Origin of the sequence: Halococcus sp. AFM35 (genome assembly GCF_051195015.1) — an archaeon.
Lineage (GTDB): Archaea > Halobacteriota > Halobacteria > Halobacteriales > Halococcaceae > Halococcus.
Genome location: NZ_JBNTJU010000006.1, coordinates 102,344 through 120,670 on the forward strand (window position 1 = coordinate 102,344; position 18,327 = coordinate 120,670).

The window sequence follows — 18,327 nt, forward strand, 5'->3', positions numbered from 1 at the left end:
CCGTATTACTTCCCGCCGATGACGCCCGTCGTCGTGGCGACTTCGCGGGCGGCGCTCTCGTTCATCCCGTTACCGAGGATGGTGTAGCGGTCGCGGATGGCGTGGGCAGTCGTGAGCGCCTCGACGATGGCGGTCTCGTCGATACCGAGTTCGGCAGCGGCCGTCGGAGCACCGAGACCGGCGAGTGCATCCCGGATGTTCTTCCATCTGCCTGCCTCGCCGCTGTGGAGGTATTCGGTCAGAATCGAGCCGACACCCACCTGATGGCCGTGCAGCGCCGCGCCGGGGGCGATGCGGTCGAGTTGGTGGGAAAAGAGGTGTTCGGCCCCGCTCGCCGGCCGTGAGGAGCCGGCGATGGACATCGCCACGCCCGAGGAGACGAGCGCCTTGACGACGACCCACGCCGACTCCTCCAACCCTCGTTTGATGGAGTCGGCGTTGTCGACGAGCATCTCGGCGGTCATCTGACTGAGTGCGCCCGCGTACTCCGAATACTCGACGTTCTGGAGGCGGTTGGCGAGCTGCCAGTCGCGGACGGCAGTGTAGTTCGAGATGATGTCCGCACACCCGGCGGTGGTGAGTTCCCACGGCGCGTCGGCGATGATTTCGGTATCAGCGACGACAGCTAAGGGAGGTTCGGCGGCGACGCTGTGACGGCTGTCGCCTTCGGGGACGCTCCCGCGTCCGGAGACGATGCCGTCGTGGCTCGCCGCCGTCGGTACCGAGACGAAGCCCATGTCGAGCGAGTCGCTCGCCATCTTGGCGATGTCGATTGGTTTGCCGCCACCGACGCCCACCAGAAAGCCCGCCTCGGTCTCGCGGGCGGTCTCGATGACGCGCTCGACGGCTCCGAAACTCGCCCGCTCGACGACGACCGTCGCCGGTTCCGTTCCCCCATCGGCGAAATCCGCGACGACGCGCTCGCCGGCGACCTCGCGGGCCGTGGGACTGGTCACGACGAGCGGGCGGCCACCGAGATGGAGCTCGGCGATGGCGTCGGTGGTCTCGGAGAGCACGCCGTGGCCGACCACGACGTTGCGTGGCAGACGAATCCACGTGGTCTTGTCGAACATGACCCCTCTCGCTTCCGGGTCGGCAAACCGTTTGCCCTCCGTCCTCAGCGCGTATCGAGCACCGAGAGCACGCGCTCTTCGCGCTCGCAGCCGGGACCGTTCTCGGGGCTGGCGCTCGGCTCCGTTCGCCCACACTCGTATTCACCATCGCCCACGGACCTTCCCAACTGACTCCTTCGTGCGCCGCCGCGCCACCACCCACGGCGACCGGCGGGGTTTAGGCTTCCCGGTCCCTCCATCGACCCATGTGCACCCTCGTGCTCGCGTGGCAGGTCTTCGCCGACCGGCCGGTGGTGGTGGCGGCCAACCGCGACGAAGCCGTCGACCGCGAGTCGAACGCGCCCGGACTGCTCTCGGAAGACCCGAAAGTCCTCGCCCCGAGCGACGCCGAGGCGGGCGGGACGTGGATCGGCTACAACGCACATGGATTGTTCGTTGCGGTCACGAACCGCTGGACGGACAGGGAGTTGGCGGGCGAGCGCTCGCGCGGGCTGCTCGTCCGTGACGCGCTCGAAGCCGATTCGGCGGAAACGGCGGCCCGTCACGTCGAGCGTGCGGTCGAGACTGACGAGTACGAGGGGTTCAACCTCGTGGTGGCCGACGAGCGGGCGGCGGTCCTGCTCGAATGGGATGAACAGTTACGAGTTCGCAACCTCGATCCCGGCGTCCACGTCGTCATGAACACCGGCGAAATCGGCGACGTCGACATCTCCGAGTCGTGGCCCGAACGCGGCGAGCGACAGGCCGCAAATGGCAGAAAGGTGCGTGAAGCGCTCCAGCCCGACCCCGGCGAGGGGAGCGAGGAGTGGCTCGACCGCGCGGCCGACGTCCTCGGCGACCACGACTACGGCGTCTGCGTCCACCACGAGGAGTTCGGCTTCGGCACGCGCTCGTCGTCGCTCATCGCCATCGACGAGGAGGGCAACGGCGAGTACGAGTTCGCCGACGGACCGCCCTGTCGAACCGCTTTCGAGCGGGTCGAACGCCGGATTTAACCCCTCCGGCGGTGTGGATAGCGTATGAGCACGACGGCCGAAGACGACCTCTCGGAGGACGAGCGCGCCGCCCTCGAACTCGTCCGCTCCACAGGAGGAATCCACCAGAGCGACTTCTGGAAGGAACTCGACGTTGACTCGCGCACCGGTAGCCGTATGGCCGAGCGCCTCGAAGAGCGCGGTCTCGTCGAGCGCGAGGACACCGTCTATGAAGGTCACAACACCTACTACATCGCGCCGGCGGCGCGCGACCTCGATTTCTCACTGCTGATGGCCGGCAACGAACTCTCGCCGCTGGTCGGCGAGGAGGACGTCGAACCGGAAAGCGACGCCTTCTCCCAGTGGATCATGCAGTTGGCCTACCAGTAGTCGTCCGAGGGTTCAAAGCCGAAGCCGCGACCAGTCGGCGGCGTGCAGCGGACGAGCCGGACGGTCGGGGCGGGTACACGCTGTGAGTGCGAGCCACATGTCGAAAACCGACGGCTTCACATCAACGCGACCGACTGTGCCGGACGCGGCCGGCTCTCGAATCGGGCCTGTCGGACGACGGCCATCGCGGCGCTCGACGGCTCCATCGTCGGAATCGAAACCCATAGCGAGGGCAGCGAGCGCCATCACGACGAGGGAACGGTCGGCGTTCTCGTGGCTGCGGCCCGGTTCGCCGCTATCGTCGGCGAACACGACGCGGCACTGGCCCAACGAGCATATCGAGAGCCGTTCGGGGCCGCCCGCGCGGCGCTCGCCCGTGGCGGACGAGTGGGCGAACTCGCCGCCGTCACAGGAATGGCCGAGGCGCTCGCTCGGGATGGCTACGGTGTCGGGCACGAACTCAATTCACTTACGTCGGCGGCGGCTATCGGGGCCATGCTTCACGACATCGACGATGCTGGCGACCTCACGCCCGAGGAACTGCGTGCGCGCTACGACGAGCGACTGCGAGCGGTCATCGAGAGCCACGGCGTCGAGACGGTACGCGAGGAGACGGGTGTCGAGAGCGAGGCGCTCGCAAACAGTGAATCGCCAGCCATGACGCTCGAAGATGCCGCGGCCGTGCTCGCGCTCGACCCGGACGAACCCGACGCCGACGCCATCGCCACGGAGACCCGTGACCACCTCCTGATGGGGATGACGACCGCCGTGCTCGACGTCGAGGCGGTCGAGTCGGGCATCAACGGGTCGTTCGACGCACGGGAAATCCAGCAGAAGATCGAGGGACGACTCCCGATGGACCTCGACGAACTCGCCATGATTCACGGCTACATCGAGCAGCGAAAGCCATGAGGGTCGCGGTCCTCGGCTGTGGCTACGTGGGTCTCGAACTCGGGCGCAGGCTCGTCCCCGACCACGACGTCGTCGGCGTGCGCCGTTCCGCCGACGGCCACGAGGCAATCGAACGCGCCGGCTTCGACGCCATCGAAGCTGACCTCACCAACCCCGAGGACCTCACGGCCGTCCCGGACGTCGATACCCTAATTTTCGCGGCGAGTTCCGGCGGTCGCGGAGCGGCGGCCGCACGCGAAATCTACGTCGATGGACTTCGAACCGTCATCGAAACCTTCGGCGCGCGCGAGGACTCGCCCGACCGCCTCGTCTACACCTCCTCGACGGGTGTCTACGGCGACCACGGTGGCGACTGGGTGGACGAGAGCACTCCTCTGGAGCCGACGACCGAGAAGACCGTAGTGCTTGCCGAGGCCGAGCGAGTCGCGCTCGAAGACGCGAGCGAGCACGGTATCGACGGCACGGTCGTGCGATTCGCTGGTTTGTACGGCCCGGAGCGCTACCGACTTGAGCGCTATCTCGACGGTCCCGTGACGGAGGGCTATCTCAACATGCTCCATCGGGCGGATGCCGCCGGCGCGATTCGATTCCTGCTCGACAGTGATGCCGGGCGTGGGGAGGCAGTGCTCGCCGTCGATGACGAACCAGTGGAGAAATGCGACTTTGCTGACTGGCTGGCCGACGAGTGTGACGTGCCCCGCCCGGACAAGCGGACGACCGCCGAGCGCCTTAGAGAGGGCGACCTCTCGGAGCCGGCACGGCGGCGCATCGAGACCTCCAAACGCTGCTCGAACGCCAAACTCAGGGAGTTGGGCTACGAGTTCGCGTATCCGACCCACCGCGAGGGCTATCGGGCGGCCATCGAGGAGTATCGCCACGGCTGAGCCAGCACGGCGGAAGACTCTTTTTTCTGGAGGATAAGCCGCAATCGAATGGGGACTTGGGAACACGTCGCGTTTCTCGCCGGCTCGGAAAACCGCGTTCGGGTTCTCGAAGCCCTCCGCGAACGGCCGCGCCGCCAGTGCGAACTCGTCGATGCGTGTGGGCTGTCGCGCTCGACGGTCCACCGGACGCTCGACGGACTCGGAGAGCGTGAGTGGGTTCACAGCGAGGGTGGCGAGTACCGACTCACGGTCGGCGGCCGGCTCGTACTCGACCAGTTCGACGCCCTCGAAACGGCCATCGAGCGCGTCGACGAGTGGGGACCGTTCCTCCAGCGCCTCGGCTCGGTCGGCGCGACGCTGCCGACGGCAGCGCTCGACGACGCACGGCTGGTGACGAACGCCCCCGAGAACCCCCACGCCACGATGAGCCACGTCACCGACGTGCTCGCCGCAGCCGATGGCGAGACGTTTCGGGGCATTTCCCCGGTCGTCAGCCCCGTGACCAACGAGGCCGCCCGCGAGCCGCTCGCAGCCGGTGTGGCGATGGAACTCGTCATCGACGAGTCGGTGCTTGAGACCTCGCAGGCGGCCTACCCCGATGCGTTCGCGGCCGCCCACGACTTCGAGAACTTCAAACTGTTCCTCTCACCTGACGAAATCACGTTCGGGCTCACGGTTTTGGACGACCGCGCGCTGGTCTGTGCCCACGACGAACAGGGCACGCTATATGGGTGTCTCGACGGCACGAACGAGGCGCTCGTGCGGTGGGCGAACGACGTCTACGAAGACCATCGGGCGGCTGCCCGGCGTATCGATACTGTCCCTAGCCCTCGACAGTGAATCGCGGCTCTTCGATGGCCTCGCTCTTGCAGTCGGGGCAGCGCGAGGGCCGGTTGATTCGGTCGTCGAAGCCCGCGAAGCCACAGTCACGACACTCCGGCGGGGCGACCAGCAGTTCTTCGTCGGTCGAATCGAGCGACTGAGCGACGTGTTCGACGTGGTCGAGGGCCGTCTCGGTCGTGATGGCGAACTCGCTGGCGAGGGTGCTCGCGGCGGCCGGCTGTTCGCGGAGGTGGTCGGCGATGCGCTGGCGCGTCGTCGCGTCGGCATCCGCTCGGCGCATGCATCCAATCGGACCCGGTGGCGCAAAACCGTTTGCCCGGCGCGCCCGGCGCGGGTCGGAAGCCACAAGGCGCTGGCTGTCCACCCGCAGATATGTTCGGAGGAGGCGGCGGTCTGAACCCGCAGAAGATGCAGCAGATGATGAAACAGATGGGCATCGACATCGAGGAGATCGATGCCGAGGAGATAATCATCCGCACCGGTGACGAGGAACTCGTCTTCGACGATGCCGAGGTCCAGCGGATGGACGCCCAAGGACAGGCGACCTACACCATCACGGGCGAGCCGGAGACGCGCGCGGCGGACGAGGAGGCGATACCGCTCGGCGAGGGCGACGAAGAGGATGCGGGCAGTGGGGATGCGGTTCCCGACTCGGACGTCGAAATCGTCTCTCAGCGCACGGGTGCGAGCGAGGACGCCGCACGCGAGGCGCTCGAAGCCGCAGACGGGGACCTCGCGGCGGCGGTCTCGCGGCTGGAGTGACGGCCGTTTTGCTCGTCGGCGAGGGCCGCGAGTATCTCCGCGAGCCGGGCGCGAGGTTGGAGACGGACCTCGGCGTGCTCGACGTGCCAGAAGACGTAGCCTCCGGGGCGGTGCTCGAAACCCATCTCGGGACCGAGTTCGTGGTGCGGGACCTCCGTGGTCCGGACCTCTTCCATCACTTCGAGCGGACCGGCGCGCCGATGCTACCCCGGGATGTGGGTCTCGTGATGGGTCACACCGGCGTTGCAGCGGGCGACAGGGTGCTCGATGCTGGGACCGGAACTGGCGTGCTCGCCGCCGCGCTCGGGCGTGTGGGTGCGTCGGTGGTGAGCTATGAGCGCGACCCGGAGTTCGCCGATGTCGCCCGCGAGAACATGACGCTGGCCGGTGTCGGTGAGGGGTCGGCTGGCGGTGGTGTCGAAGTGCGGACCGGCGACGTGCTCGACGACGCCGCCGCGCTCGGGGAGTTCGACCTGCTCACGCTCGACACCGAGGACGCGCCGGCGGTCGTCGAACACGCTCCTGAACTCTTGGTTCCCGGCGGGTTCGTCGCGGTCTATTCGCCGTTCGTCGAGAGCGCGCGCGAAGTCGTTGAAACACTCGACTCAGTGGGTCTCGACGCCGAAACCTACGAGACCATCCAGCGCGAGATGGACTTCGACGAGCGCGGGACGCGCCCCTCGACGGCCGGTGTCGGCCACACGGGCTATCTGATTTTCGCGCGTAACTAGCGGTCGCGGCGGTTGCTGCCGCGGTGCGGTCGCCACGGCGGCTGCGGTGCTGTGCGGAACGGTGGCTGTGGCGGAGCGTCGATGACTGTGTCGCGGGGTGCGAGCGGGCTGCGGAATCCCCAAGCCAGCGGGGTAGTGACGCCGGCTTTTGCCAGCGATGGGTCGCCGAAGAGGAGTCGGAGTCGTCCGAGACGGGGCCGTCTCGTGATGCCGAAAACGCCCTGCATCTTCGAGCACGCAGCAAAAGTCGGGAATCAATAGGTAGTTAAACCATCCTTCCATACCCCGGGCATGGTCGAGGTATTCGGGCTGTCGATAGGCGTCCTCTTGGTGGTGGTGATGGTGGCGTTGCACTTCTCGTCTGGCACCGAGCGGACCATCCCGGACGATATCTCCCAGTCGGTCCTCGAACGGCGTGCCGAGAGCGTGCCGGAGACGAACTTCCCCGAGCCGATGAACCGCTCCATCGGGGGCGGAGCAGCCCCGGCCGGGGCGGTCGGCGGCGAGGGCGAGGCCGAAGGCGAACTCGGCGAGGGCGGCGAAAGCGAAGAATCGTCGAGTCCGGCGGACATCCCCGACGACGAGGCCGAGGTCTTCGAAATCAACTACGAGAAGGAAGGCGAGACCCTCGAAGTACCCGAAAACCAGACACTGCTCGAAGCTGGCGAAGAGCAGGGCTGGGACCTGCCCTACGCCTGTCGGGCCGGCCAGTGTCTCTCCTGTGGCGGCCACGTCGCCGACGGTCCCTCCGAGGACTATCTCACCCACGACGGCCAGGAGATGCTCGACGAGGACGAACTCGGCGACGGCTACACGCTGACCTGTGTTGCCTACCCGACCGCCGACATGACGCTCGAAACGAACGAGACGCCCTGAGCGGACTTTCACAACGCCTAAACCACCGACCTCCCTGTCCGTTTCCGTGGGCGCGTAGCTCAGTGGATAGAGTTCTTGGTTCCGGACCAAGACGTCGCGGGTTCAAATCCCGTCGCGCCCGTGAGCGAGGAACGGAATCGTTCGAGACGGCGAAGCCGTCTCGTGATGACGAGCGAACCGGCACGCGGATTTGAATCAGGGAGTGGCGCGAAGCGACCGTGGTTCAAATCCCGTCGCGCCCGCTCGTCCGGTGAAGCGACGCCCTTTTGCACTCTGACTGAATAGTCAGTTATGATGAGTGCGGACACCGACCGCAGCGAGACGGAGGCCGAAATCATGGAGGCGACGTACCGGGCGCTGTGTGAACACGGGTATGCCGACCTCACGATTCAGACGATTGCCGACGAGTTCGACAAGAGCAAATCACTCTTGTACTATCATTACGACACGAAAGACGAAATCCTCATCGCCTTCCTCGACTATCTGCTCGACCAGTTCACCGTCGAGGACGCGGTCGAGGGGGGCGATAGCCCGGACGAGCAGTTGCGCGCGCTCGTCGAACAGTTCCTACCCCTGTCACCGTCCGACGAACAGCGGGAGTTCCAGCTCGCGCTGTTCGAGCTGCGCTCGCGGGCGCTCTCGAAGCCAGCCTACCGCGAGCAGTTCACTCGCGTCGACCGTCTCATCCACGACGCCTTCGTCGACGTGCTCGCGGCCGGTATCGAGGATGGGACCTTCCATGCGGTCGATGTCGACGAGACGGCTGCGCTGCTGGTCTCGACGGTCACTGGTGCGATGTTGCGCCGCGTGACCGCCGACAGGGACGTCACCACCCCCACCCGTGCGGCCGTCGCTACGTTCCTCGATTCGTTGGTGGTCGATACCGAGGAAGACTGACGGGATCTGTCGCTCACTCGGGTGACCGTTCGCAGTGCGGTCGTCCGATACCCTCAAACCACAGCCCCACCGGTGTCCGGTATGGAGTTCCACGAGGCGGCAAACTTCCTCTTCGGGCTGCGTCGGTATCCGCCACGACCGGGACTGGACGCGACGGCGGATCTCCTTTCGTATCTCGACGACCCACACGACGGGGTGACGTTCGTTCAGATCGCCGGCTCGAACGGCAAGGGAAGCACCGCGAGACTGCTCGAATCGGTGCTTCGGGAGGCGGGTCTCGACGTCGGTCTCTACACCTCGCCACATCTCGACTCCGTCCGCGAACGCGTCCGCGTCAACGACCGCATGTTGTCCGAGAGCGCACTCACCGAGTACGTCGAGACCGTCAGACCATACGTCCTCGACCGGGCGGCCGCCGGCGAGTCGCCCACCTTCTTCGAGGTTGTCACCGGGATGGCACTGTGGGAGTTCCAGCGGCAGTCGGTCGACGTCGCCGTGCTCGAAGTCGGTCTCGGCGGGCGCTACGACGCGACCAGCGTCGTCGAGCCGGTGGCGAGTGCCGTCACCAGCGTCGCGCTCGAACACACCGACACCCTCGGCGACACAGTAGCGGAGATCGGGCGCGATATGGCCACCGTCGCACCCCGGCGGAACGAACTCGTGACCGCCGCGACCGGCGACGCGCGCGCGGCAATCACAGAAAGTGTCGACGACGCACTGACAGTCGGCCCGGACGGTGACATAGCAGTGCACTACGACGGACGGGTGGATATCGAGAGCGCCATCGGGCTTTCGGGCAATGACTGGCGTCTCGAAACACGGCTCTCGTTGCTGGGTGCGCATCAGGCGAACAACGCCGGCGTCGCGACGGCACTTGCCCGACAGGTCGCCGACGAGTTCGCCATCGACCTCGATGAGGAGACCCTCGCCGCCGGGCTGCGTGGGGCGTACTGGCCCGGCCGTTTCGAGGTGCTCGAACGCGATCCATTGGTGGTGCTCGACGGTGCACACAACCCCGGCGCGTGCGAGCGCCTCGCCGACACCTTGGGCGAGTTCGACTTCGAGGACCTCCATCTGGTCTTCGGCGCGCTCGCCGACAAGGACCATCGGAGAATGGCCGACGCGCTCCCCACGCCCGAGCACGTCGTCGCCTGCCGGCCGGACGTCCCGCGCGCCGAGGACAACGCGGTTCTCGCGGACGTCTTCGAGGAGAGTCACGTCGAGACCCGCAGCGACGTCACGGATGCGCTCCGAGCCGCGATGAAGGAAGCCAGTTCCGACGACTGCGTGCTCGTCTGTGGCTCGCTCTATACGGTGCGCGAGGCGCGAACGCGCTGGAGCCGCCTCGACGTGCCCAAAGCAATCGACGGACTCGACGATGCGCGCCGCGCGCTCGAAAACACCCACGTCACCGACGCGGGGACCTACCGGATGCGCGGCAAAGCCGTCCATCGGGCGCTGAAGACCCGCGTGCGCCCGCGACAGGCCCAATATCTCAAGGAGGAACTCCTCTCGCTCGGCGGCGAGTGCGCTCTTTCAGGACTCAACGACCAAGACGAGGAGTATCTCGACGTGCTCATGCTGGGGACGCTCGCGCAGTTCAAACGCCTCTCCGAGAAACTCGCCGCCCAGCCCTATGGACTGGAGCCGCTCGCCGACGGGGTTCGGGAGGCGCTCTCGATAGGCGTCGAGTCCGACTCCCGTGGCTACCCGTGGGAGGAGGGGACGGCGGTGATGGGTATCCTCAACGTGACGCCCGACAGCTTCCACGACGGCGGCGAGTTCAACAGTATCGAGACTGCGGTCCGGCGGGCCGAGGCGATGGTCGAGGAAGGGGTGGACATCATCGACGTGGGCGGTGAGAGCACCCGTCCCGGCGCGGAACCGGTCTCGGCCGACGAAGAGCGCGAGCGCGTGGTGCCCGTCATCGAGCGCATCAGCGAGTTCGATGCCCTGATTGCGGTCGACACCCGGAAGGCGGCGGTCGCGCGCGCAGCACTCGACGCCGGTGCAGACATCGTGAACGACGTTTCCGGATTGGCGGACCCCGAGATGCGCTTCGTCGCCGCCGAGTACGACTGCCCGCTGGTCGTGATGCACAGCATCGATACGCCCGTGGACCCCGATTCGACCCCCGAATACGACGACGTGGTCGAGGATACCATCCGCGAGCTACGCGAGCGCGTGCTGCTCGCCGAGAAGGCGGGTCTCGATAGGAGAAAAATCATCGTCGACCCCGGTATCGGCTTCGGAAAGGACAGGAAAGAGAACTTCGCAATCCTCGGTCGGCTGGGCGAGTTCGACGCGCTCGACTGCCCGATTCTGTTCGGCCACTCGCACAAGTCGATGTTCGACCTCGTCGGCAGCGAGGACGAGCGCCTACCAGCGACGGTGGCCGCGAGCGCGCTGGCCGCCGAGCGCGGTGCGGACATCGTGCGCGTTCACGACGTGGCCGAAAACGTCGCCGCCGTGGGCGTCAGCGAGGCGGCAACGGCCCCGAACGAGTTCGACAGCTCGGACGATTAGGTCGCTGTGGTGGTTGTTGACTCCGCCGTCGCAGTCGTCGTCACGGTTTCGGTTGCAGTGTCCGTTGCCGTGGTCGTTGCGGCTGCGATGACGGTCGAGGTATCGGTTGCGGTGGGCGATTGCGTCGCGGTTGCTGTCGGCTCCGGCGTAACCGTTGTCATCGGCTGACGCTCCGTCGATAGCCCCGTTGACGGTTCCGTTTCAGCGGTCGTCGGCGACTCGGTTGGCGTGTCCGTCGCGGTCTCGATGGCTGTTGGCGTCGGCGTCTCCGTGGCCGTCACTGGTGTCGTCGTGGTCGTCGAAGAACTCGTCGCGGTTGTCGTCTCGGATTCCGTCGTCGATTCATCGCTCGGCGGTGCGGTGGTCGTCTCCGTCGTACTCTGTGTGTCCGTCTCCGAGGGTGGCGGCGTATCGGTCGGCGTTGGCGTGGCGGTCGGTGTCGGCGTTTCGGTCTCGGTAGGCGTTCGCGTGGGTGTCTCGGTCGGCGTTTCGGTTTCTTCCGGCGTAGCAGTCGGCGTTGGCGTTGCGGTGTCCGCCGGTTCTGCAGTGTCGGTTTCGGTTGCCGTCGGCGTCGCGGTCGCCGTTTCGGTTGGCGTTTGCGTGTCGGTCTCGGTCGACGTATCGGTTGACGTTTCGGTCGCCGTAGCCGTCGGCATTGCTGTGGCGGTCGGTGTTGCTGTCGCAGTCGGCGTCGGCGTTTCGGTCGCCGTCGAAGTCGACTGGGCGGTCGTCGCGGTGGCGTTTGCGGTGGTCGGGATGGCCGTCGTGTTGTTCGCCGGGGCGGCCCCCACGCCGGAGCGGTCGGCGTCGGCCGGACCGTTCGGGCTGCCCCCGAGATAGTCAGTGACGAGAAACCCCACACCGGCGAGCAAGACGAGCACGACCACGACGCCGACGGCCGGTGCTAGCCACTTCTCGACGTTCGAGAGGCCCTCGCGGTCGAGCAGCCCCGAATCCGATTCCGGCCCCGGTTCGATCACGGTCGCCGTCGATAGGAGCCGTTGCCTTATCTGTCTTGTCCGTTCGTTTACTGGTAATGTGGTGACGCTTTCGCGGTGAGAATAGATCTGGTTATCTCATCCGAAGGGATCTGTCCCCGACAGCGGTGGCGAGGTCGAACAGGTCGTCGCGCGTCGGCGAACAGGTCGTCCCCGTCGAGACCTGAGTTTCGACGGCGAGGGCCACGGCATCGTCAAGCGCGACGACCCCATTGCAGCTACACCGCAATCACCGAATCCCCGACGAACACGTCCGAGTGGGCCGCCAAATCGGGATGAAATCGGGCAAAACGGCGTGAAACGAGTTCACACGAGGCTGAACGAACCTCCGGCTTTATTGTGAGTCGATACCGTGTGGAGATATGGACGACGCCGAACGGTCAGAACAGTGGGTGACGAACCAGCTCGACCGGCTGGAGGACACCTATGGCTCAGCACCGGTCCACCAGCTCGGTTGGACCGTGCCTGCGGGGCGCTACGAGCGGGCGGCCGACGCCGAGGAGACCGAGCGAGCGGCAGCGGGCGTACACGTGACGAACGATGCCGAGGAGGTGTTGCTGGTTCGCGACCGCGGTGGCGAGTGGGCCTGTCCGCGCGGGCCGGTCGAGACCGGCGAATCGCTCGAAGCGGGAGCCAAACGCAACGTGCGCGAGGCGACCGGCATCGCCTGTACCATCGAATCCGTCGAGCGGGTCACCATCGTCGGCATCGGCGACGAGACCGACCGCGAGCGCCCACAGATATACTGTCTCGTCGTGCGCTTCGTCGGCTCGTGCGGTCCCGACGAGCGCGTCGAGTGTACCGAAAGTCCCGTACGGTGGCGCAGTAGCCGCCCGACCGACCGCCTCGATGCGGGCGTGCTGGCCATCTGAATCGAGAGACAGATACATGGCCACCGGGAGCCTATCGGCGGCGAATGGTTCGTTCGCTGCTGCGGGGGGTCGGATGGCTGCTTTCGGTCCTCGTTCGCGTCGCGTTCGTGCTCGCGGTCGTCGCTTTCGCCGCCAGCTTCGCCCTCGGCGGTCTGCCAGCCGATACGGGAGTGGACGAGGTGCTCGGCGACCTCGGTGTCTCCTCCGATGTCGGTGATATCGACGCGCTCGGCGATGCCGGCGGTGGAGGCATTGGTGGTATCTCCGATGTGGGCATACAGAACGATACCGACGCGAGCGACGCGCCGACCGTTCCGGCGTCGAGCACGGCCGAACTCAACGGAACGGAACTCGAATATCTCGTCCATCGGTATGTCAACGCCGAGCGCGCCGAGCGCGGAAAATCCAATTTGACCTTCGACACCGACCTCCGGGCGGTCGCACGCTATCACAGCGCCGACATGGCGAATCGGAGCTACTTCTCGCATGTGGGTCCCGACGGCGAGACGCTCGCTGACCGCTACCGCCGGTTCGACTACCAGTGTCGCGTCAAAACCGGAACCTTCCAGTACGCGACCGGCGGCGAGAACATCCTCTACACCTACTACGACGCGCCGGTTGCGATGGGCAATCGGACAGTCGAGTACGATTCACCCGAGGAACTCGCTCGCGGCATCGTCAACGGCTGGATGAATTCGACGAGCCACCGGAAGAACCTGCTCAAACCCTACTGGGAGCGCGAGGCCATCGGCATCCACATCGAACGGGTCGACGGCCGGACCCGGGTGTACGCAACCCAGAACTTCTGTTGAACCGACCACAAACGGTATGTGGTCCGTCCTCGCAGTCCGCGCATGGTCAGTCGTTCGACGTGGTTGATACTCGTCGGTGTCGTCCTGCTCTTCCTACCCGTCCCACCCATTCTGAGCGCCGTTGCCGGTGTGGGTGTCATCATCGCGGGCGTGGCGCTCCGGTTCGTCGGCGACGACAACTGAGGGTTCAGTCGGGCCGCGCGTGACCGTCCCAGAACCCACTCAACTGGGAATCGAGAAACATCGGCGTCATCGTGCGCCACTCGTCGCGTTCGGCGGGCGGAAGGTACTCGTACACCGACCGGGGTGCGTCGGGCGTGTAGCGCTCGTCGATGAGGGCGCGCACTCCGACCTCTTCGGGACCCCTGATGACCCGTCCGATGGCCTGTCGCGCGCGGCGCACGGCGGGCACCGTGAGCGCGTACTCGAAGGCGCGCTCCTCGCCGAAGGCCGCACCGTAGGCCCGCCGCACCGCTCGAATCCGCGGTGAGGCGACGTTCACGAGTGGGACGCCGACGACCGCACACGCGCTGAGTTTTTCGCCGTCGTAATCGACGCCCTCGGTGAGCGTCCCGCGTGTGGAGGTGACGAGGACCTTCCCGTTGCCGGCGAAAAACTCCCGTTTGAGTTTCTCCGTCTGTTCGTCGCTCGATGGCTCGTCGCGGAGGACGGGTTTCGCCACCGCATCGGCGAGCCGGTCGTGCGCCCACGCGGCCTCGCGGTAGCTCGGCATACAGACCAGTACGTTGCCCGGGCTGCGGACGAGTTCCCGGAGCGCGTAGGCGTAGGTCTCGCGGACCTCGCTCTCGCCGTCGGGCGGTCCGCGATTGCGTGCGGTGAAGGCTGGTGCGTCGACGATCCAACTCGCACGGTTGTCTTCGGGATAGGTGAGGTCATAGGTCCGTGTGGCGATGGGTCGCTCCTCTTCGCCTTCGTCGCCGTTCTCGACGAGGCGGTCGAGACCCACACACTCTCGGAGAACGTCCATCGGTTCGAGCGTGGCGCTCATCAACACGCCCCCGCCGAGGTCGCCGAATCGCTCGCGGAGGTCTTCGGCCGGAAGACAGTCGTAGCAGACCAGTCCTGCGGTGTATTCGCTCTCCCAGCCATCGACGTGCTCGCGGTCGGTCCGCGAGAGGGTGATTTCCCGGAAGTAGCTCGCGTGGTCGCGCGTCCACCATCGGGTCACGAGTCGGCCGACGTCGCCACAGACTGTCGAGCGTTCGGGGCTGAGCGTGTCGAGGGCGTCCGCGACGGCCGCACCCACAGTATGGAGGGATTTACAGAACGCGGGCGAATACTGCTCGTTCGCCCATTCTGAGAATTCGTCACTTTCGTCGGTTTCGGGGTCTCGAAGCGGGATTTCGATGTCGTCGGGCAGTCGCCCCTGTTCGGCTGCACGGTCGAGGTCGCCGTATTCATCCCCGAGATACCGCTCGACGCGGCGGTCGAGCCAGTCGATGGTGTCGTCGAAGAACGCGCTCGCTCGTTGGAGGTCCTCAGTCGAAACCTCGTAGGTGGCGAGCTGTGTGGCGACCTCCTCGCGGTGGTCGCGCGATTGGCCCGCGAGCGTGCGGAGATGGGAAATATCGTTTCGCGCGCGCCGGAGCGACTGGATGCCCATGCGGTCGCTCAGGAGGTCCCGGACGCGCCCTTCGAGTCTGTGGGCCTCGTCGACGATGACGAACGTGCGCTCGTCCACCACGCCGTCGGTGAGCGCGCGCGTTCGGGGGTCGAACAGATGGTTGTAGTTGCCCACCACCACGTCGGCATCGTCGAGCAGCGTCCCCATCGCGCGGTGTGGGCAGGTTCCCGCCGGAACGGCACCGGCGAGCAGTTCGTCGGTGGTGACGACGTGGTGTTCGTCGTCGGCGAAGTCAACAGGTGAAGATTTCTCGCGGGCGTACCAGTCGGCCTCGAACGGACAGTAGGGCTGGTCACCCTCGTTGAGCGAGTCCGGGGCAGTCGGCCGTGCAGTGGGGTAGGGTGCCGTCTGGTCGGCCGTTGCGAGGTTGTCGTCGAGCGTGCGCCACGAGTCGGCATCGGTGCGAGCCTCGGCGACGAGTTCGCCCGCACGGGCGCTGTCCCACCAGACGTCACCACCGCCGTCGTGGGCGACCAGTCCGGCGGTGTTCTCCCGGAGGTCCTCGCAGGCGTCCTGTGTGCCCCGGTCGAACGCGCCGGCGCGCTCGTAGGGACAGAGGTCGGGTTTACCGACGAGAGCGAGTCCGGCAAACGGGTCCTCACGGTCGGCGTTGATGGTCCGCAGGTCCTCGATGAACTGCCGGCGCTGCTGTTTGACCGGCGTCACGACGAGGACGTTGTCGTAGCGGTCGCTCTCCCGCAGCAGCGTCCCGGCGGCGGTGAGCGCGGCCATCGTCTTGCCCGTGCCACAGGCTCCCTCCATGACGAGATAGCCGCCCTCGGCCCCCGTCTCGATGGCCGTCTCGATGGCGTCGGCTTGGCTGTCGTAAGGCTGCTCGTAGCCGAACAGCGTGCGCCAACTCGACTCCCCCCCGTGGGTGGCTGCGGCGGATTCCTTACCGCTCATCGGTCATGGTCGGAGTTGTGCGCCATTCGTTATAGGACTTCGCTCGCGGTAGCGTGGCGGCAGCGGTGCGGCTGCGGCGGCGATGCGGCCGCCGTGCGGGTGCGGTTCCTCGGTGGATGAAGGGCGAGACTGCTTCGCGCGGCTCGCGGGTCGTACCTCCCCGCTCGCCCGTTTCGAGGCGCTTTGCGCCTCGCTGCCGAGGGCTTCGGTGGTGCTGTGCGGTAGTTCGGAAGGTGTCCGCGCGAACGGAGTGAGCGCGGTTCGCCGCGAGTGAGCCGCAGGCGAGTGAGCGGAAGTTTTTGGTCCAGATTTTTCAAGGAGTGGTGGGCGAGCGAGTGAAACGAGCGAGCGCACCCGACGAGTAAAAAGGTGGGTTCCTAGTCGTCGGTCGGCGTCGCCTCCACATCCCTCCCTTCCTCGACGGCGGTGGTGAGCGAGACGTTGAGCACGACCATCGAGGCGAGACCGCCGACGACGGTGACGATGTTCTTCACCGCGTGGTCGACGATGGCCGCGCCGAGGGCGACGGGCGTGGCGACCGACGTCAGGCCGACGACGAGCAGGCTGAACGCGCCTTCGTAGAGACCGAGACCGCCCGGCGAGAGCGGGAGCACCTTGGCGAGGTTGCCGACGCTCACGGCGAAAAAGCCGACGGCGACGAGCGTCGTGAGCGGGAGCGCCACGTCGAAAGCGGCGAAGACGAGGAGTGCGGTGATGACGTCGAGCGTCCAGATGGCGACGCTGCTCGCGCCGATGCGGGCGAACGCGCCGCGGTCGCCCGCAACGGTTTGGACGTCGCCGACGAAGCGCTCGATGACGCCCGCGACGCGGTCGGCGTAGGCGTCGGAACTCACTTTTCGGACCCCGTGACGGACGAGATTGCGTTCGGAGCGCGCGCTGGCGACGATGGCTCCGACGAGCACGATGGCAGCCAATCCGACCGTGCTGGCGACCAGCAGGGCGACGCGACCGCTCCGATTGCCCTCGGTGACGGCTGCACCCAGTCCCGCGAGGCTCGTGATGCCGGTCGCCGCAAGTCCGACGAGGACGACGCCAGCGAGCAGCGTGATGGTGAGCAGGTCGAAGACCCGCTCGACGGCCAGCGAGGCGAATCCAGTGGGATAGGGCACACGCCGGCGCGTCTTGACGACGTAGGCTCGGACGGCGTCGCCCGCCCGCGCTGGGAAGACCAGATTCCCCGTCTGGGAGATGAACACCGCGCCCGTGAGGAAGCCCAGTCCTTCGGTGTATCCCAACTCGTCGAGGATGTCCCGATAGCGCGCGCCGCGAATCGGCCACGAGAGCACGTAGACGAGCGCCGCCGCGAGGACGAGCGCGGGATTGGCGGTTTGGATCTCGGCGAGCATCCGCGAGACATCGATGTACTGTGGCATCAGCGCGATGGCGAACAGCGTGAGTAGCGTGCCGGCCGCGAGCGTGACACGCCGGGTGATTCGCGGCGCGACGGCGAGTTGCCACCACGTGCGCAACACGCCGCTGCCCATGCCGAGCACGTCACGGACGAAATCCACGGTCGTGTCGCCCTTCGGCGTCCACTCGACGGGAAATTCGTGAACGCGATAGCCCGCGCGCTGGGCGCGCACGAGGAGTTCGGTGTCCCAGAACCAGTGGTCGTCCTCGACATCGGCGAGCAGCGATTCCAGCACTGTGCGGTCGAAGGCCTTGAATCCACATTGGTGGTCGCGGACCGACGAGCGCAGGAACAGTCGGACGAGCCCGTTATAGGTGCGACTCGGCACGTCGCGGTTGGCTGGTCGGTCGGCATCGCTCGCCGCGAGCAGGCGCGAGCCGGTGGCGATGTCGCACTCGCCCGAATGCACACTCGTGACGAGTTCTTCGAGGTGGCGCATGTCCGTCGCGAGGTCGGTGTCGAAATACGCGAACGTCTCGCCGCGGGCCGCTCGAAAGGCACGTTCGAGCGCGCCGCCGCGGCCCAGTCGCTCGTCGCTGTGGACATGTCGCACGCGCTCGTCTTCGCGGGCGAGGCGGGCGGCGATATCGGGCGTGTCGTCGGTGCAGCCGTCCTCGGCGACCAGGACCTCAAAGGTTCCCTCAGGAAGGAACGATTCGAGGGTGTCGAGCGTGGTTTCGACGGTCGCGGCCAGCGTCGCCTCCTCATCGTAGGCAGGCAGGACGACACTCACCTCGACCGTACTCATTGGTTCGAGTGAATCAGCCACCGACAAAGCCCTTCTGGCTTCAGCA

At 66.6% G+C, this 18,327-nt stretch carries 18 protein-coding genes and 1 tRNA gene; 14 read left to right on the plus strand and 5 right to left on the minus strand.

Features of this window, described 5'->3' with window-relative positions:
* Positions 1-5: 5 nt before the first annotated feature.
* A complete protein-coding gene (locus ACQUQO_RS06810) occupies positions 6-1,073 on the minus strand; it encodes an NAD(P)-dependent glycerol-1-phosphate dehydrogenase (protein ID WP_435077213.1) in 1,068 nt (355 codons plus the stop codon).
* A gap of 245 nt (positions 1,074-1,318) precedes the next feature.
* Here ACQUQO_RS06810 and ACQUQO_RS06815 point away from each other — a divergent pair, with 245 nt between their 5' ends.
* The 5 genes from ACQUQO_RS06815 to ACQUQO_RS06835 are packed head-to-tail and all read left to right on the plus strand — an operon-like array spanning position 1,319 to position 5,073.
* Positions 1,319-2,068 carry an NRDE family protein gene (locus ACQUQO_RS06815; protein WP_435077214.1) on the plus strand — a complete coding sequence of 250 codons (750 nt, stop codon included), beginning with the start codon at positions 1,319-1,321 and terminating at the stop codon, positions 2,066-2,068.
* 24 nt (positions 2,069-2,092) lie between these two features.
* Positions 2,093-2,437 carry a helix-turn-helix transcriptional regulator gene (locus ACQUQO_RS06820; protein ID WP_435077215.1) on the plus strand — a complete coding sequence of 115 codons (345 nt, stop codon included), beginning with the start codon at positions 2,093-2,095 and terminating at the stop codon, positions 2,435-2,437.
* Between the two features lie 42 nt (positions 2,438-2,479).
* Positions 2,480-3,349: a DUF5791 family protein gene (locus ACQUQO_RS06825; protein ID WP_435077216.1), complete on the plus strand. Its 870-nt coding sequence runs from the start codon at positions 2,480-2,482 to the stop codon at positions 3,347-3,349.
* On the plus strand, positions 3,346-4,233 hold the full coding sequence (locus tag ACQUQO_RS06830; RefSeq protein WP_435077217.1) for an SDR family oxidoreductase: 888 nt from the start codon (positions 3,346-3,348) through the stop codon (positions 4,231-4,233). Before ACQUQO_RS06825 ends, ACQUQO_RS06830 begins: the two co-directional genes overlap by 4 nt.
* A 48-nt stretch (positions 4,234-4,281) precedes the next feature.
* Positions 4,282-5,073 (plus strand): helix-turn-helix transcriptional regulator, encoded by a 792-nt coding sequence (locus tag ACQUQO_RS06835; RefSeq protein WP_435077218.1) that lies wholly within the window; start codon positions 4,282-4,284, stop codon positions 5,071-5,073.
* On the opposite strand, the gene ACQUQO_RS06840 is transcribed toward ACQUQO_RS06835, so the two are convergent.
* Positions 5,057-5,356, minus strand: a complete 300-nt coding sequence (locus ACQUQO_RS06840; protein ID WP_435077219.1) for a transcriptional regulator — start codon at positions 5,354-5,356, stop codon at positions 5,057-5,059. The genes ACQUQO_RS06835 and ACQUQO_RS06840 overlap by 17 nt on opposite strands.
* A gap of 92 nt (positions 5,357-5,448) precedes the next feature.
* Here ACQUQO_RS06840 and ACQUQO_RS06845 point away from each other — a divergent pair, with 92 nt between their 5' ends.
* The 6 genes from ACQUQO_RS06845 to folP all read left to right on the plus strand — a co-directional run bounded on the left by ACQUQO_RS06845 (position 5,449) and on the right by folP (position 10,868).
* Positions 5,449-5,838 (plus strand): nascent polypeptide-associated complex protein, encoded by a 390-nt coding sequence (locus ACQUQO_RS06845; protein WP_435077220.1) that lies wholly within the window; start codon positions 5,449-5,451, stop codon positions 5,836-5,838.
* A complete protein-coding gene (locus ACQUQO_RS06850) occupies positions 5,835-6,569 on the plus strand; it encodes a methyltransferase domain-containing protein (RefSeq protein WP_435077221.1) in 735 nt (244 codons plus the stop codon). The genes ACQUQO_RS06845 and ACQUQO_RS06850 overlap by 4 nt, the downstream gene beginning before the upstream one ends.
* Before the next feature lie 291 nt (positions 6,570-6,860).
* Positions 6,861-7,445 (plus strand): 2Fe-2S iron-sulfur cluster-binding protein, encoded by a 585-nt coding sequence (locus ACQUQO_RS06855; RefSeq protein WP_435077222.1) that lies wholly within the window; start codon positions 6,861-6,863, stop codon positions 7,443-7,445.
* 48 nt (positions 7,446-7,493) lie between these two features.
* Positions 7,494-7,566, plus strand: a tRNA-Arg gene (locus tag ACQUQO_RS06860).
* A 173-nt stretch (positions 7,567-7,739) separates the two neighbouring features.
* Positions 7,740-8,342, plus strand: a complete 603-nt coding sequence (locus tag ACQUQO_RS06865) for a TetR/AcrR family transcriptional regulator (RefSeq protein WP_435077223.1) — start codon at positions 7,740-7,742, stop codon at positions 8,340-8,342.
* Between the two features lie 81 nt (positions 8,343-8,423).
* Entirely contained in the window at positions 8,424-10,868 is a 2,445-nt protein-coding gene (folP, locus tag ACQUQO_RS06870; protein ID WP_435077224.1) for a dihydropteroate synthase, read from the plus strand.
* Here the strand turns inward: folP and ACQUQO_RS06875 are convergent.
* Positions 10,865-11,848, minus strand: coding sequence for an AAA family ATPase (locus ACQUQO_RS06875; protein WP_435077225.1), 984 nt, complete (start codon positions 11,846-11,848; stop codon positions 10,865-10,867). The genes folP and ACQUQO_RS06875 overlap by 4 nt on opposite strands.
* A 380-nt stretch (positions 11,849-12,228) precedes the next feature.
* Between ACQUQO_RS06875 and ACQUQO_RS06880 the strand changes: the two genes are divergently transcribed.
* The 3 genes from ACQUQO_RS06880 to ACQUQO_RS06890 are packed head-to-tail and all read left to right on the plus strand — an operon-like array spanning position 12,229 to position 13,733.
* Positions 12,229-12,738, plus strand: coding sequence for an NUDIX domain-containing protein (locus ACQUQO_RS06880; protein WP_435077226.1), 510 nt, complete (start codon positions 12,229-12,231; stop codon positions 12,736-12,738).
* A 44-nt stretch (positions 12,739-12,782) separates the two neighbouring features.
* Positions 12,783-13,550 (plus strand): CAP domain-containing protein, encoded by a 768-nt coding sequence (locus ACQUQO_RS06885; protein ID WP_435077227.1) that lies wholly within the window; start codon positions 12,783-12,785, stop codon positions 13,548-13,550.
* A 42-nt stretch (positions 13,551-13,592) separates the two neighbouring features.
* The gene (locus ACQUQO_RS06890) at positions 13,593-13,733 is read left to right on the plus strand and encodes a transporter (protein ID WP_435077228.1); all 141 of its coding nucleotides are present in this window, start codon (positions 13,593-13,595) and stop codon (positions 13,731-13,733) included.
* Positions 13,734-13,737: 4 nt separating this feature from the next.
* On the opposite strand, the gene ACQUQO_RS06895 is transcribed toward ACQUQO_RS06890, so the two are convergent.
* Both ACQUQO_RS06895 and ACQUQO_RS06900 read right to left on the minus strand, forming a co-directional pair.
* Complete coding sequence (locus tag ACQUQO_RS06895; protein WP_435077229.1) at positions 13,738-16,101, minus strand: ATP-dependent DNA helicase; 2,364 nt, start codon at positions 16,099-16,101, stop codon at positions 13,738-13,740.
* Between the two features lie 377 nt (positions 16,102-16,478).
* On the minus strand, positions 16,479-18,281 hold the full coding sequence (locus ACQUQO_RS06900; RefSeq protein ID WP_435077230.1) for a flippase-like domain-containing protein: 1,803 nt from the start codon (positions 18,279-18,281) through the stop codon (positions 16,479-16,481).
* Positions 18,282-18,327 lie beyond the last annotated feature (46 nt).